At 36.4% G+C, this 14228-nt stretch carries 16 protein-coding genes and 1 other annotated feature; all 16 genes read left to right on the plus strand.

Annotation, left to right across the window (positions count from 1 at the left end):
* Window positions 1–185: 185 nt before the first annotated feature.
* The 16 genes from spoIIGA (at window position 186) to G4Z05_RS01805 (ending at window position 14183) form a co-directional block, all read left to right on the plus strand.
* Window positions 186–1124 carry a sigma-E processing peptidase SpoIIGA gene (spoIIGA, locus tag G4Z05_RS01730; RefSeq protein WP_163250187.1) on the plus strand — a complete coding sequence of 313 codons (939 nt, stop codon included), beginning with the start codon at window positions 186–188 and terminating at the stop codon, window positions 1122–1124.
* Window positions 1125–1169: 45 nt separating this feature from the next.
* Window positions 1170–1889 carry an RNA polymerase sporulation sigma factor SigE gene (gene sigE, locus G4Z05_RS01735; RefSeq protein ID WP_163250188.1) on the plus strand — a complete coding sequence of 240 codons (720 nt, stop codon included), beginning with the start codon at window positions 1170–1172 and terminating at the stop codon, window positions 1887–1889.
* 164 nt (window positions 1890–2053) lie between these two features.
* Window positions 2054–2833 (plus strand): RNA polymerase sporulation sigma factor SigG, encoded by a 780-nt coding sequence (gene sigG, locus G4Z05_RS01740; protein WP_163182882.1) that lies wholly within the window; start codon window positions 2054–2056, stop codon window positions 2831–2833.
* 165 nt (window positions 2834–2998) lie between these two features.
* Complete coding sequence (locus G4Z05_RS01745; RefSeq protein WP_038540921.1) at window positions 2999–3259, plus strand: YlmC/YmxH family sporulation protein; 261 nt, start codon at window positions 2999–3001, stop codon at window positions 3257–3259.
* 81 nt (window positions 3260–3340) lie between these two features.
* Window positions 3341–4159 (plus strand): peptidoglycan editing factor PgeF, encoded by an 819-nt coding sequence (gene pgeF / locus G4Z05_RS01750; protein WP_163250189.1) that lies wholly within the window; start codon window positions 3341–3343, stop codon window positions 4157–4159.
* Between the two features lie 8 nt (window positions 4160–4167).
* Complete coding sequence (locus tag G4Z05_RS01755; protein WP_163250190.1) at window positions 4168–4845, plus strand: YggS family pyridoxal phosphate-dependent enzyme; 678 nt, start codon at window positions 4168–4170, stop codon at window positions 4843–4845.
* A gap of 11 nt (window positions 4846–4856) precedes the next feature.
* Window positions 4857–5306: a cell division protein SepF gene (locus tag G4Z05_RS01760; protein ID WP_163250191.1), complete on the plus strand. Its 450-nt coding sequence runs from the start codon at window positions 4857–4859 to the stop codon at window positions 5304–5306.
* 5 nt (window positions 5307–5311) lie between these two features.
* Window positions 5312–5575, plus strand: coding sequence for a YggT family protein (locus G4Z05_RS01765; protein ID WP_163250192.1), 264 nt, complete (start codon window positions 5312–5314; stop codon window positions 5573–5575).
* A gap of 25 nt (window positions 5576–5600) precedes the next feature.
* The gene (locus G4Z05_RS01770; RefSeq protein ID WP_163250193.1) at window positions 5601–6374 is read left to right on the plus strand and encodes a YlmH family RNA-binding protein; all 774 of its coding nucleotides are present in this window, start codon (window positions 5601–5603) and stop codon (window positions 6372–6374) included.
* Between the two features lie 83 nt (window positions 6375–6457).
* Window positions 6458–6973, plus strand: a complete 516-nt coding sequence (locus tag G4Z05_RS01775) for a DivIVA domain-containing protein (RefSeq protein ID WP_163250194.1) — start codon at window positions 6458–6460, stop codon at window positions 6971–6973.
* A gap of 48 nt (window positions 6974–7021) precedes the next feature.
* Window positions 7022–7254, plus strand: a binding site (T-box leader).
* Between the two features lie 72 nt (window positions 7255–7326).
* A complete protein-coding gene (ileS, locus tag G4Z05_RS01780; protein WP_163250195.1) occupies window positions 7327–10098 on the plus strand; it encodes an isoleucine--tRNA ligase in 2772 nt (923 codons plus the stop codon).
* Window positions 10099–10238: 140 nt separating this feature from the next.
* The gene (locus G4Z05_RS01785) at window positions 10239–10529 is read left to right on the plus strand and encodes a hypothetical protein (protein WP_163250196.1); all 291 of its coding nucleotides are present in this window, start codon (window positions 10239–10241) and stop codon (window positions 10527–10529) included.
* Between the two features lie 80 nt (window positions 10530–10609).
* A complete protein-coding gene (gene lspA / locus G4Z05_RS01790) occupies window positions 10610–11101 on the plus strand; it encodes a signal peptidase II (RefSeq protein ID WP_163250197.1) in 492 nt (163 codons plus the stop codon).
* A complete protein-coding gene (locus tag G4Z05_RS01795) occupies window positions 11073–11984 on the plus strand; it encodes an RluA family pseudouridine synthase (RefSeq protein WP_163250198.1) in 912 nt (303 codons plus the stop codon). The genes lspA and G4Z05_RS01795 overlap by 29 nt, the downstream gene beginning before the upstream one ends.
* Window positions 11985–12168: 184 nt before the next feature.
* The gene (pyrR, locus tag G4Z05_RS01800; protein WP_163250199.1) at window positions 12169–12711 is read left to right on the plus strand and encodes a bifunctional pyr operon transcriptional regulator/uracil phosphoribosyltransferase PyrR; all 543 of its coding nucleotides are present in this window, start codon (window positions 12169–12171) and stop codon (window positions 12709–12711) included.
* A gap of 167 nt (window positions 12712–12878) precedes the next feature.
* On the plus strand, window positions 12879–14183 hold the full coding sequence (locus tag G4Z05_RS01805) for a solute carrier family 23 protein (protein ID WP_163250200.1): 1305 nt from the start codon (window positions 12879–12881) through the stop codon (window positions 14181–14183).
* Window positions 14184–14228 lie beyond the last annotated feature (45 nt).

Genomic DNA, 14228 nt, shown 5'->3' on the forward strand with positions numbered 1-14228 from the left:
AGGGGAGGCCATTATACTAACGCAATATTAGAATGGAAAATTTTTGACAAATTCTATTGTAAATAGAGAAAATTTCTGTTTTTTTGATTACAGAAAGTGACACACTTCAGCCGATCAACTAAGGTATACTTTTCCGTAACAGAAAGTAGAACCATGAAGAGCCTTATTATAAAGGGGGAAACTAGTTGACGGTTTATTTAGATGTAATTTGGGCTCTAAATTTTTTATTTGATAGTCTACTTCTCTACTTAACCGGTATATTTCTAAAAAGGGACATACGGATTTGGCGTATTCTAATAGGGGGATTTATTGGTTCGCTAATTATTTTATTATCATTTACTTCATTTCAAGTTTATTTTGGGCATCCGATTTCAAAGCTATTATTTTCCGTGTTAATGATATTAACTGTTTTCGGATTTAAGCGAGTTTCGTTTTTTATCAAAGCTTTAATGACTTTTTATGTCTCGACTTTCATCATTGGTGGTGCATTAATCGGTATTCACTATTTTATTCAATATGACTCTGTTTTAACGACAAAAGTACTTATGGCAAGTGTAAGAGGATTTGGTGATCCAATTAGTTGGGGGTTCGTACTGATCGGATTTCCAATTGCATGGCATTTTTCTAGGAAAAATATAGAAAGTATGGAAATGACAAAGATTAAGTATGACCAGTTAGTAGAAGTAAGTATTGAAATTGAAAATGAACTTCTTACATTTAAGGGCTTAATTGATAGCGGAAATCAGTTATATGATCCAATTTCAAAGCTTCCAGTTATGATTGTTTCTATAAAAAATCAAATAGATGCTGTTTCTGAACCTATACAAAAATTGGCATCTTCTCCTGAACCTCTTATTAATGGAAACATCCAATTTCCTAATGAATGGGAATCCAGGATGAGGGTTATTCCTTATAAAGTTGTTGGTCATAATCACCAGCTGATCATCGCGATAAAACCAGACCGTATCATCATTAAACATGATGGAATTGGGTATCTGTGTGAAAAAGGGCTTATATCCTTCACTATGCAACAGCTCTCTGCTGATGATACATATGAGTGTATTGTTCATCCGAAGATGTTGACAGGACAAAGGTTGCAAGGAGAATCAGTGAAGGTAAGCTAATAATACTATACTCATAAAAGCAAAATTTTAGAAGGAGGAATACAAATGAAAAAATGGAAACTTCGCTTATCCTACTATTGGTATAAACTATTAATGAAGTTAGGTCTTAAAACCGATGAAGTATTTTATATTGGTGGAAGCGAAGCCCTGCCACCTCCTTTAAGCAAAGAAGAAGAAGAAATGCTCCTACAAAAACTTCCTGCTGGTGATAAAGCGGCAAGATCAATATTAATTGAAAGAAACTTGCGGCTTGTCGTGTATATTGCACGTAAGTTTGAGAATACAGGAATCAATATTGAGGATTTAATTAGCATTGGCACTATTGGTTTAATTAAGGCTGTTAACACCTTTAATCCCGAAAAAAAGATCAAATTGGCTACATATGCATCTAGATGTATTGAAAATGAGATACTTATGTACTTAAGGCGAAATAATAAAATTAGATCAGAAGTCTCATTTGATGAGCCGCTAAACATTGATTGGGATGGAAATGAACTTTTGCTGTCTGATGTGTTAGGGACAGAAGATGATATTATTACAAAGGATTTAGAAGCCAATGTAGATCGGAAGCTATTAACAAAAGCACTCCATCAGCTTACGGATCGAGAGAAACAAATTATGGAGCTACGTTTCGGTCTATCAAACGGTGAGGAAAAAACGCAAAAGGATGTTGCTGATATGCTAGGGATATCACAGTCCTATATTTCTAGATTAGAAAAACGAATAATCAAAAGATTAAGAAAAGAGTTTAATAAAATGGTTTAGAAGAAAAAAGAAAATTTTTTCCACAAAAAAACCATTGATTTTATTGTTATCATCGCATTTCTGATAATATGCACCTATCTCTGAAAAAAAGGATAGGTGCATATTTTTCCTTCCCAAGGAGATACTGTTTTTTGTACAGCAGCTCTCTCGAGGAGGGAAAAGAATTGACTCGAAATAAAGTTGAAATATGCGGTGTAGACACATCAAAACTTCCTGTTCTTAAGAACGAAGAAATGAGAGTACTTTTTAAGCAAATGCAAGAAGGAGACCTTAATGCAAGAGAAAAGTTGGTAAATGGGAATTTACGCCTTGTATTGAGTGTCATTCAACGGTTTAATAACAGGGGCGAGTTTGTTGATGACTTGTTTCAGGTTGGCTGTATTGGACTGATGAAATCGATTGATAATTTTGATTTAAGTCAGAATGTAAAGTTTTCAACTTATGCGGTGCCTATGATTATAGGTGAAATTAGAAGGTATTTACGTGACAATAATCCTATTCGTGTATCCCGCTCCCTAAGAGACATTGCTTATAAAGCTTTGCAAGTAAGGGAAAAATTGATGAGTGAAACTTCACGTGAACCTACTGCTGAGGAAATTGCCAAAGTTTTGGAAGTACCTCATGAAGAAATTGTGTTTGCGCTGGATGCCATACAAGATCCTGTATCCCTATTTGAGCCTATTTATAATGATGGTGGAGATCCTATTTATGTAATGGATCAATTGAGCGATGAAAAAAATAAAGATGTACATTGGATCGAAGAAATCGCTTTAAAAGAGGGGATGCGAAGATTGAATGAGCGCGAAAAATTAATTTTAAGGAAACGGTTTTTCCAAGGGAAAACCCAAATGGAGGTTGCCGATGAAATTGGTATCTCCCAAGCACAAGTTTCCCGACTCGAAAAAGCAGCAATTAGACAAATGAATAAAAATATACAAAGTTAACAGCTGTCCAATTGGACAGCTTATTTTTATTTCAAGGATGTAACTAAGGTAAATACACAACATCGCTAACTAGCGCTTGCTTTTTTCTAATGGATTTCCCCTTATACTATTTAGTTGGATACGTACATATATTTTTTATAGAACATGTTACAGGGAGTGGTATCTGTGGTCACAATCTCTGAGTTTCAAATTAAAGATGTCGTTAATGTATTTGATGGAAAAAGGTTAGGTAACATTGGGGATATTGAGATTAATTTAACAACTGGAAAAATCGAAGCAATCGTCATTTCAGGAACCAGTAAAGTTCTTGGCTTTTTTGGGAAAGATGAAGAGATTATCATTCCATGGAAAAACATCATCAAAATTGGGCAAGATGTTATTTTGGTTAGATACAAAGGCGTGGAAGATCAACATATAGAAGAGTGATAAAATGTTCTAAATTCAATTCTTCCGATGAACATTTTATTTTTTCATGGTAAACTAAAGAAAAAAATAAGAGGTAGAGTAATGGAACCTTTTGTAAAGAAAAATCAATCTTATTTTTCTATTGAAAGCTGGATGAGCCAATTCCCTGGACTGATTGCCGGTATGACTACCAAATTAGGAGGTGTTAGTAAAGCGGAGTTGGCATCTTTAAATATGGGCTTTCATGTTGGGGATGATATGGAAGCAGTATGTACAAATCGCGAAAGAGTTTCAACGCTTCTGCAATTCCCATTAAATCATTGGGTAGGAGCTGAGCAAACACACGATACAGTGATTAGAAAAATATCTAAACATGAACGTGGTAGAGGAGCCAGTTCATATGAAACTTCCTTTAAAGGTACTGATGGGTTTTATACAAGTGAAACGGGAATTCTTTTAACGCTTTGCTATGCTGACTGTGTTCCTCTTTATTTTATCGCACCTGAAAATAACATGATTGGAGTGGCACATGCTGGCTGGAAAGGAACGGTTTCCCAAATAGGCAGAAAAATGATTGACTTGTGGGTAGAAGAGGGAATACGACCTGATCAGATTTTTGTCGTAATAGGACCATCAATCTGCGAAAAATGTTATATTGTGGATAATCTTGTCATAAAGTTAGTTGAAAATATACTAGAAGATGTCGACGTAAAACCATATAATTTAATTAATGAGAATCAATATTCATTGGATTTACGCATGTTAAACCGACTGATACTTCTAAAGGCTGGTGTACCTGATAAAAATATAAGTGTAACTAATTTTTGTACCAGCTGTCATCACGATGTATTTTTTTCTCATCGTCGGGATCAGGGGAAGACTGGAAGAATGTTAAGTTATATTGGCTGGAAGGAGTATTAGATTCTGTTATGAAAGTTGCAACAAAGTTTGAACAGATAAAAAAGCAGATAAATGAGGCATGCCGGAAAGTTGGAAGAGATCCGCATGATATTACAGTTATAGCAGTTACGAAATATGTAAGTACAGAAAGGGCAATAGAAGCGTTAGAAGCCGGAATAGAACATCTTGGGGAAAATAGGGACACTGGTCTCATAGAGAAGTGGAATATTTTAAAAGACAAGCCTTGCTGGCATTTTATCGGAACACTTCAAACACGAAAGGTGAAAAATATTATTGATAAAGTGGATTATATTCATTCACTTGATCGCCTTTCATTGGCTGAAGAAATCAACAAAAGAGCTAATCATAAAATAAAATGTTTCGTACAAGTGAATGTTTCAAAAGAGGAGTCCAAACACGGATTAGATCCTGAAAATGTAGTGGATTTCATTCAATCTCTTCGTCCGTTTGAAAACATTATTGTTGAAGGATTGATGACTATGGCTCCGTTTACGGATGATGAGAAGGTTCTTCGAAAATGCTTTAAAGAATTAAGAGAACTTCGCAATCAAGTTCAAGCTTGTCAGTTGGATTTCGCTCCATGTACAGAACTATCGATGGGAATGTCCAATGATTTTATGATAGCCATCGAGGAAGGAGCCACGATGGTAAGAATAGGAACAGCACTTGTTGGTGAAGATGGTTAGGAGAGAGTAAAATGACGATCAAATCTAAAATAAAAACGTTTTTCATGTTAGAAGATGAATATGAAGATAATGAAGCTGAAAAAGAGCCTGTAGAATTGGTAAAACCCAAAAAAACACCTGTAAAGCCTCAAAATGTAGTTAATTTGCAAACTGTGCAAAGGGTTTCAAACACCAATAAGCCTTCTAAAGTTGTGTTAGTAGAACCACATTCAACTTCAGAGGCTACTGAAATTGCTGATCATATAAAAAATCGTCGAGCTGTTGTAGTAAATTTACAGAGGATTGATAGTGAATCAGGCAGGCAAATCGTTGATTTTTTAGGCGGGGTTGTTTATGCACTTAATGGTGAAATTTCAAAAATAGGGACAAGTACTTTTTTATGCACCCCGGATAATGTTGAGATTTCAGGCAATATCTCGGACATGTTTCCTGAGCGGGAACAATTAAACACGAGGTGGTAGTAGAAATGGGCTTTGTTATTGGTATCTTACAGCAATTATTATATATTTATTCTTGGGCATTAATTATTTATATTTTAATGTCCTGGTTTCCAAATGCTAGAGAATCGACGGTTGGACAGTTTTTGGCAAGGATTTGCGAACCATATTTAGAACCATTTAGAAGATTTATACCTCCAATTGGAATGATTGATATTTCACCAATTGTAGCTTTTCTTGTGCTCAATTTCGCTAGCAGAGGGCTTGGTAGCTTGGCCGTTTGGCTTTCATAAAAATTGATTAGATAGGAACATCTTTATGAATATTTATCAACATTTCCGCCCAGAAGAGCGAGAGTTTATAGACTTAGTATTACAATGGAAAAGTTTTGTCGAATTCAATTATGCACCAAAATTAACCGATTTTTTGGATCCTAGAGAGCAACATATTTTAAAATTAATTATTGGTGAACATGGTGAAGTAAAATATCATTTTTTTGGCGGATACGATCAAGCGGAGAGAAAGAGAGCTTTATTATATCCAGAATATTTCACACCAACTGAAGATGAATTTCAAATCAGTTTATTTGAAATTCATTATCCAAAGAAATTTGTAAAAATTGAACACCCACAAGTGTTAGGTACACTCATGTCATTAGGATTGAAACGTGGGAAATTTGGCGACATCTTGATTAATGATGAACAAATTCAATTTTTTACAGCTAAAGAAGTGAGCTTCTATGTTAGTAGTAATATCGAAACAATTGGACGCACTGGCGTAAAATTATCCGAGCAGCCATTTGAAAATGTGATTGCGTCAAATGAGAAATGGGAGGAAAATGATTTAACAGTATCTTCTTTACGTTTGGATACTGTTATTTCAGGTGTTTATCATATATCTCGTCAAAAAGCACAGGATTTAATTCAACATCATCTTGTTAAGGTAAATTGGACCTTGACAGAAAACACTTCTTTTCTTTGTGAAATAGGTGATATGATTTCTGTTCGAGGATTTGGTAGAGTCAAATTAATTAGAATTGACGGAAAAACAAAAAAAGAGAAGTGGCGAATAATCGTAGCGAAACAAAAATGATTGAAATTTTTGCAGGAAATTTGATGAACTTGTCGAATTATACCTAATACATATTGCAGTACAGTTTGTATGGAGGTGGCTTTATGCCGTTAACGCCGTTAGATATTCATAATAAAGAATTTAATAAAGGTTTTAGAGGATATGATGAGGATGAAGTAAATGAATTTCTTGATCAGGTAATCAAGGACTATGAATTAGTACTTCGCGAAAAAAAAGAATTAGAAGAACGTTTAGAAGAAATGCAAGAACGTTTAAATCACTTTTCAAATATCGAAGAGACATTAAACAAATCAATCGTCATTGCCCAAGAAGCTGGTGAAGAAGTAAAGCGTAATGCACAGAAAGAAGCAAAATTAATCATTAAAGAAGCGGAAAAAAATGCTGATCGAATTGTGAATGAATCTTTATCAAAAGCTAGAAAAATTGCTTTGGAAATTGAAGATTTAAAGAAACAATCAAAGATTTTTCGCACTCGTTTTAAAATGTTAATTGAAGCTCAGCTCGATATGTTAAATACCGATGATTGGGATCACTTATTAGAATATGAAGTAGATGCAAGTGATTTAATATTGCAGAAAGAAGAAGATTCACTAGCTTGACGAATTGAGTCTAGTAGCATATAATTTCATAACAAGTTATATAGAGCGGAATTGACGATGAAAGGGACAGTACAATTTTCAAAAGAGTTTTAAGCAGCGAGCCAGGGATGGTGGAAGCCTGGTAAAGCTCGAAAATTGGAAAATCACCCTTGAGTTCTGAGGTCGAACTTCTAAAGAAAAGTAGACTGATGCGTGTAATTCACGTTACGAATGATAAAGAGGATGGAATGAAGTTCCATCTATCAGGGTGGTACCGCGGGAAAAACCTTCTCGTCCCTATATTGGGATGAGAAGGTTTTTAATTTGAATGAAAGTCATTCTGTTCAATAAAGATAATGGAGGAAAAGAAGAAAATGGAATACAAGGACACACTATTGATGCCGCAGACAGATTTTCCGATGCGCGGCAATCTTCCAAAAAGAGAACCAGAAATCCAGGCAAAATGGGATGAAATGAACATTTATCAAAAAGTACAGGAGCGGACAAAACAGCGTCCTATTTTCGTCCTTCACGATGGACCACCTTATGCCAATGGTGATATCCATATTGGGCATGCTTTAAATAAAATTTTAAAAGATTTTATTGTTCGCTATAAATCCATGAGTGGCTATCATGCACCTTATGTACCCGGCTGGGATACTCACGGACTACCAATTGAACAAGCGCTAACCAACAAGGGAGTCAAACGTAAAGAAATGTCTGTTGCTGAATTCCGTAAGCTTTGTGCGGAATATGCTCTTGAACAAATTGATAACCAAAGAACCCAATTTAAGCGACTTGGTGTTCGTGGAGATTGGCAAAACCCTTATATTACACTTAAGTCAGAGTATGAGGCACAGCAGATTAAGGTCTTCGGAGAAATGGCGAAGAAAGGTTATATTTACAAAGGACTTAAACCCGTTTATTGGTCTCCATCTAGTGAATCTGCACTTGCGGAAGCTGAAATTGAATATAAAGATAAACGCTCACCATCTATTTATGTTGGTTTTAAAGTGAAAGATGGAAAAAATGTACTAGATCAAGATACTCAAATTGTAATCTGGACAACGACTCCTTGGACCATTCCGGCAAACCTTGGTATCTCTGTACATCCAGACCTTACTTATGTGGTTGTTTCAACCAATAATCAAAAATATGTTGTAGCCGAAGCTTTACTAGAAGCAGTGAAAAAAGAAGTCGGCTGGGAAGAAACAACGATTGTTAAAAAACTTAAAGGTACTGATTTAGAGTATGTGGTTGCGGCTCATCCTTTATATGACCGTGATTCTCTTGTAATGCTGGGAGAACATGTAACGACTGATGCCGGTACTGGATGTGTTCATACAGCTCCTGGTCACGGGGAGGATGACTTCCTTGTAGGTCAAAAATATGGTTTAGATGTCTTAAATCCAGTGGATGATAAAGGATATATGACAAGTGAAGCACCAGGGTTTGAAGGGTTATTCTATGATGATGCAAATAAACCTATTACACAGGCATTGGAAGAAGCAGGTGCACTGCTAAAGTTATCCTTTATTACCCACTCCTATCCACATGACTGGAGAACAAAAAAACCGGTTATTTTTAGAGCAACAGCTCAATGGTTTGCATCGATTAAAGACTTCAGAAATGAACTGTTAGATGCTATTAAGGAAACAAAATTTGTACCTGCATGGGGAGAAACCCGCCTGTATAACATGGTTCGTGATCGCGGGGATTGGTGTATTTCTCGCCAGCGTGTTTGGGGAGTTCCGATTCCTGTATTTTATGCGGAAAATGGAGAAGCAATTATTACTGATGAAACAATTAACCATGTTTCTGACCTATTCCGTCAATATGGTTCAAATGTATGGTTTGAACGGGAAGCTAAGGAACTATTACCGGAAGGCTTTACCCATCCTGGAAGTCCGAATGGAATATTTACAAAAGAAACAGATATTATGGATGTATGGTTTGATTCTGGTTCCTCTCATCAAGCTGTTTTACATGAAAGAAGCGATCTTGTCCGACCTGCCGATCTTTACTTGGAAGGTTCTGACCAATACCGCGGCTGGTTTAACTCTTCACTTTCAACAGCTGTAGCAGTGACTGGAAAGGCACCGTACAAAGGTGTTTTAAGTCATGGTTTTGTTCTTGATGGCGAGGGTCGAAAAATGAGTAAATCTTTAGGTAATGTCGTCGTCCCTGCAAAGGTTATGAATCAATTAGGAGCAGATATTTTACGCCTATGGGTTGCATCAGTTGATTATCAAGCAGATGTTCGTGTTTCTGATGCCATTCTTAAACAAGTGGCTGAAGTATATCGGAAAATCCGTAATACCTTCCGTTTCTTATTAGGTAACTTGGCAGACTTTGATCCAACTAAAGATAAGGTCTCTTACGAAAATTTACGTGAAGTCGATCAATTCATGCTTGTTAAACTGAACAAACTTATCAAAACTGTACGTAATGCTTATGAAAAATATGAGTTTGCCGGCATTTATCATGCAGTAAATAATTTCTGTACTTTGGATTTAAGTGCATTCTATTTAGATTTTGCAAAAGATGTTCTATATATTGAAGCTGTTGACCATCCGGAACGCCGTGCAATTCAAACAGTTTTATACGAATCTTTACTTGCACTGACAAAATTAGTTTCACCTATTCTTCCTCATACAGCTGATGAGGTATGGAACTATATTCCTCATGTGGAAGAAGAAAGTGTGCAATTAACCGATTTCCCTGAATACAAAGAGCTTGAAGGTGCTCAGCATTTAGAAGAAAAATGGACAGCATTTATGAAACTTCGGGATGATGTGTTAAAAGCTCTTGAAGAAGCAAGAAATGCGAAATTAATCGGAAAATCTTTAACTGCAAAGGTAACACTATATGTGAATGAAAATACGAAAGCACTTTTAGATTCCATTAAAGAGAATTTACAACAACTCTTTATCGTTTCTGGCTTTGAAGTAGCAGGATTTTATAATGAAGCACCTGAAAATGCGACTAAATTAGATACAGCTGCGATTGTAGTTACGAAAGCCGAAGGGGAAACTTGCGAACGATGCTGGGTAGTTACTCCAGATGTTGGCCATGATAAAGATCATCCAACACTTTGTCCTCGCTGTGCCAGTGTGGTAAAAGAAAATTATAGTCATTTAGCTTAATTTCAAGCCCTGTACCTATGTACAGGGCTATGATATTTTTCGCATGGCAATAGTTGAGATTGATGTAAAATGTTGACCTGAGTCACCTACAGGGCTAAGGGCATAATAAAATCAATATCTCTAGCGGAGGGAGTAACACTATGAATGCCATGCAGGAAAAGCTGTTTCTTGAACTCCGTCAAAACAAAAAAGAAATTGAACAATCATTGGCAAATAAAAACGAAAAGGACTGGTTGACTGATATATTAAAGGAGGAGTTACGGGATATAGAAGTAGCATTGAGAAAGCTTAAAGAAGGAAATTTTGGTCAATGTGAAATTTCTGGAGAATTACTTCCCGAAAAATTATTAACCATGATTCCTACACTAAGGTCGAAGAGAGATTTTGCTTTCTTAGAGCACTTTTGGAAAAAGTCGATACCACTATCTTAAATAATTGTTCGTTGTCGCATAGCGGTTAAGTATGCTAAAATGCTAGGAGTAAATAATGACTTATGTGGGGGTATTTTTTAGTGTTTTATTACTTAACCGCGCTTTTCATTATCATTTTAGATCAACTTACAAAATGGTTTATTGTTAATAATATGTATATTGGTGAAAGTATTCCAGTCATTGAAGATTTTTTATACATAACATCTCATCGGAATCGTGGTGCTGCGTGGGGTATCCTCCAGGGTCAAATGTGGTTCTTTTATGTGATAACAGTCATTGTCATAATTGGTCTTATTTATTATCTTCATAGAGCAGCGAAGGGTAAAATGCTGTTGGGTATTTCATTAGCTTTCATGCTTGGAGGAGCCATAGGTAATTTTATTGATCGTGTTTTTCGTAAAGAAGTCGTGGATTTTATACATACGTATATTTTTAGCTATAATTTCCCGGTATTTAATATTGCCGATTCTGCATTAGTAATAGGAGTTGGCTTATTGATGATTCAAATGATACGTGAAGAAAGACAATCGAAGGAGAAAACATATGGAGAAAATGGAACACACCATTCTTGAGACACAAAAAGGAGATCGAATAGATAAAGTTATATCCGGGTTAAATAATGAATGGTCTAGAACTCAAGTTCAACAATGGATTAAAAATGGACAAGTTCTTGTGAATGGACAAGAGGTAAAGACAAATTATAAATGCAATGTAGGAGATCAAATTGAGATTCAAATTCCTGAACCAGTAGAACTTGAAGTGGTTCCGGAAGAAATGGATTTAGATATATATTATGAGGATAAAGATGTCCTTGTTGTAAATAAGCCAAAGGGGATGGTAGTTCACCCGGCCCCTGGTCACATGACAGGAACCCTTGTGAATGGATTAATGGCTCATTGCAAGGATTTATCCGGCATAAATGGGGTACTTCGACCGGGCATCGTGCACCGGATAGATAAGGATACATCTGGTCTTTTGATGGTAGCAAAAAACGATTTAGCACATGAAAGTCTTGTTAATCAATTAGTGGAAAAATCGGTAACAAGAAAATATAAAGCCATTGTTCATGGTGTAATTCCCCATGATTTTGGAACGATTGATGCTCCTCTCGGAAGAGATCCAAAGGATCGACAAAGTATGGCCGTAGTGGATAATGGAAAACATGCGGTAACCCATTTTCAAGTGCTGGAACGTTTCAAAAACTTTACGTTTGTTGAGTGTCAATTAGAAACAGGTAGAACTCATCAAATTCGTGTCCATATGAAATACATTGGTTATCCGCTTGCGGGGGATCCAAAATATGGACCGAAAAAAACTTTAGATCTAAACGGCCAGGCATTACATGCGGGTGTTCTTGGATTTACACATCCGAGAACTGGTGAATATCTGGAATTTGAGGCACCTCTCCCAAAATATTTTGAGCAGCTAATTATTCAACTACGAAATAATCATTGACATGGTGAAGAAATTAATGTATGCTAACAATAGTTAAATAAGCCTTTAATTCAGTCCCGTGAGGCTGAGAAGGAACGGTTAATAATTTATTGTATATTTAAAATACAATTTTGTTACTATGAACTGTTACCCTCTCGCCAATATCGGTGAGAGGTTTTTTATTACTAAGAAGCAGGTGAAGAGGATGAACCAAAAAGCACTTGTTCTTGATGAGCAGGCCATTAACAGGGCATTGACAAGGATTGCTCATCAAATTATTGAGAAAAATAAAGGAATTGAGGATTGCGTATTGGTGGGTATCCGTACAAGAGGCATTCATATTGCCAAACGGTTAGCTACCAAGATTGAACAAATAGAAGGAAGCCCCATTCCTGTAGGGGAATTAGATATAACACTTTACCGAGATGATTTAACAAAGAAAACAGATAATCAAGAACCTCTTGTTAAAGGATCGGATATATCATTTAACATAAGTAATAAGAAAGTTATTCTTGTTGACGATGTATTATATACAGGAAGAACAGTTAGAGCAGGACTTGATGCATTAATGGATTTAGGTCGTCCATCCGCTATTCAGCTGGCAGTATTAGTTGACAGAGGACATCGCGAACTTCCAATTAGAGCAGATTACGTTGGAAAAAATATTCCGACTTCAAGTTCGGAAAAAATTGTGGTCGAATTAGTGGAAGTTGACCAAGTTGATCAAGTTAGCATTTATGAAAAATAAATACCAGCCCTTTTAAATGCAGTCCAGTGAGGCTGACAAAGGGGAATTGAGCCGATTGCTATTTTATCGGTATTTCCATACCCTCTTTGTACCATCATGGACAAAAGAGGGTTTTTTATTTAGAAAATGAAAAAAATACAAATACATTTCTACCAGGAGAGAGAGCAATGAATACCAAACCTATCCTAGCTGTTAATGAGACACCTAAATTTTCACAATGGCTTACTTTAAGTATACAACATCTTTTTGCAATGTTTGGCGCTACCATCCTTGTACCATATCTCGTTGGTTTGGATCCGGCAATCGCTTTAATTTCAAGTGGACTTGGAACATTAGCCTTTTTACTCATATGCAAATGGCAAGTTCCAGCGTATCTAGGCTCTTCATTTGCCTTTATTGCTCCAGTTATTGCTGCAAAAACGGCAGGTGGGCCTGGTGCAGCAATGGTTGGAACATTTTTGGCAGGACTTGTCTACGGGACCGTTGCATTAGTTATTAGTAAAGTAGGACATCGCTGGATAATGAATTTACTTCCTCCCGTGGTTGTTGGACCAGTCATCATCGTAATTGGCTTAGCAATTGCTCCAACCGCGGTTGGAATGGCTATGAATAATCCAGATGGACAATATAGTACGCTTCATTTTTCTGTTGCATTGGTTACACTAGCCGCTACAATCCTTTTCTCGATTTATGCCAAAAAAATTCTTAGCATTATTCCGATTCTCGCTGGTATAGTAGTCGGGTATATTTACGCCTTAGTCATCGGGATCATTGATTTTAAACCAGTCCTAGAAGCCCAATGGTTTGAAATGCCGAAATTTATCATTCCATTTGTCAGCTATGAAGTAAAATTCACATGGAATATTTTTTGGTTAATGGTTCCGGTCGCAGTGGTAACACTTTCCGAGCATATCGGGCACCAGCTTGTTTTAAGTAAGGTGGTTGGACGGGATTATATTAAAGAGCCCGGACTTCATCGTTCGATTCTTGGGGATGGAACTGCGACGATGATTTCTGCCCTTATTGGAGGTCCTCCGAAGACAACATACGGTGAAAATATTGGTGTATTGGCAATCACCCGTGTGTACAGTGTCCATGTTCTTGCTGGTGCTGCAGTTTTAGCAATAATCTTTGGATTTGTTGGGAAAATTACGGCATTAATTAATACTATACCTACACCGGTTATGGGTGGCGTGTCCATCCTATTATTTGGAATTATTGCCTCCTCTGGATTAAGGATGTTGGTAGATAGCAAAATAGATTTTGCAGATAAACGCAATCTGGTCATCTCATCTGTGATTTTAATCCTTGGAGTTGGTGGAGCGATTTTAAAACTTCCTATAAAAGATATTGAAATTCATGGAATGGCACTGTCTGCTATATTCGGGGTTTTATTAAATCTAATCCTTCCAGGCAGACAGAAAGTCAATGAAAATATGTTTGAAACTGACGAAAATCGAAAAACAGCATAATCCATATGAAATACCTTTTAAATGAAGTCCAGAGAGGCTTACAAG

Origin of the sequence: Neobacillus thermocopriae, assembly GCF_010975035.1 — a bacterium.
Lineage (GTDB): Bacteria > Bacillota > Bacilli > Bacillales > Cytobacillaceae > Neobacillus > Neobacillus thermocopriae.

Excerpts from the sequence above, each read along its gene's own strand:
- G4Z05_RS01795 (WP_163250198.1), top strand. The coding sequence starts at position 11,073 with ATGGAGAAAATGGAACACACCATTCTTGAGACACAAAAAGGAGATCGA.
- sigE (WP_163250188.1), top strand. The coding sequence starts at position 1,170 with ATGAAAAAATGGAAACTTCGCTTATCCTACTATTGGTATAAACTATTA.
- G4Z05_RS01755 (WP_163250190.1), top strand. The coding sequence starts at position 4,168 with ATGAAAGTTGCAACAAAGTTTGAACAGATAAAAAAGCAGATAAATGAG.
- G4Z05_RS01760 (WP_163250191.1), top strand. The coding sequence starts at position 4,857 with ATGACGATCAAATCTAAAATAAAAACGTTTTTCATGTTAGAAGATGAA.
- pgeF (WP_163250189.1), top strand. The coding sequence starts at position 3,341 with ATGGAACCTTTTGTAAAGAAAAATCAATCTTATTTTTCTATTGAAAGC.
- G4Z05_RS01775 (WP_163250194.1), top strand. The coding sequence starts at position 6,458 with ATGCCGTTAACGCCGTTAGATATTCATAATAAAGAATTTAATAAAGGT.
- pyrR (WP_163250199.1), top strand. The coding sequence starts at position 12,169 with ATGAACCAAAAAGCACTTGTTCTTGATGAGCAGGCCATTAACAGGGCA.
- G4Z05_RS01765 (WP_163250192.1), top strand. The coding sequence starts at position 5,312 with ATGGGCTTTGTTATTGGTATCTTACAGCAATTATTATATATTTATTCT.
- G4Z05_RS01770 (WP_163250193.1), top strand. The coding sequence starts at position 5,601 with ATGAATATTTATCAACATTTCCGCCCAGAAGAGCGAGAGTTTATAGAC.
- G4Z05_RS01805 (WP_163250200.1), top strand. The coding sequence starts at position 12,879 with ATGAATACCAAACCTATCCTAGCTGTTAATGAGACACCTAAATTTTCA.
- ileS (WP_163250195.1), top strand. The coding sequence starts at position 7,327 with ATGGAATACAAGGACACACTATTGATGCCGCAGACAGATTTTCCGATG.
- G4Z05_RS01785 (WP_163250196.1), top strand. The coding sequence starts at position 10,239 with ATGAATGCCATGCAGGAAAAGCTGTTTCTTGAACTCCGTCAAAACAAA.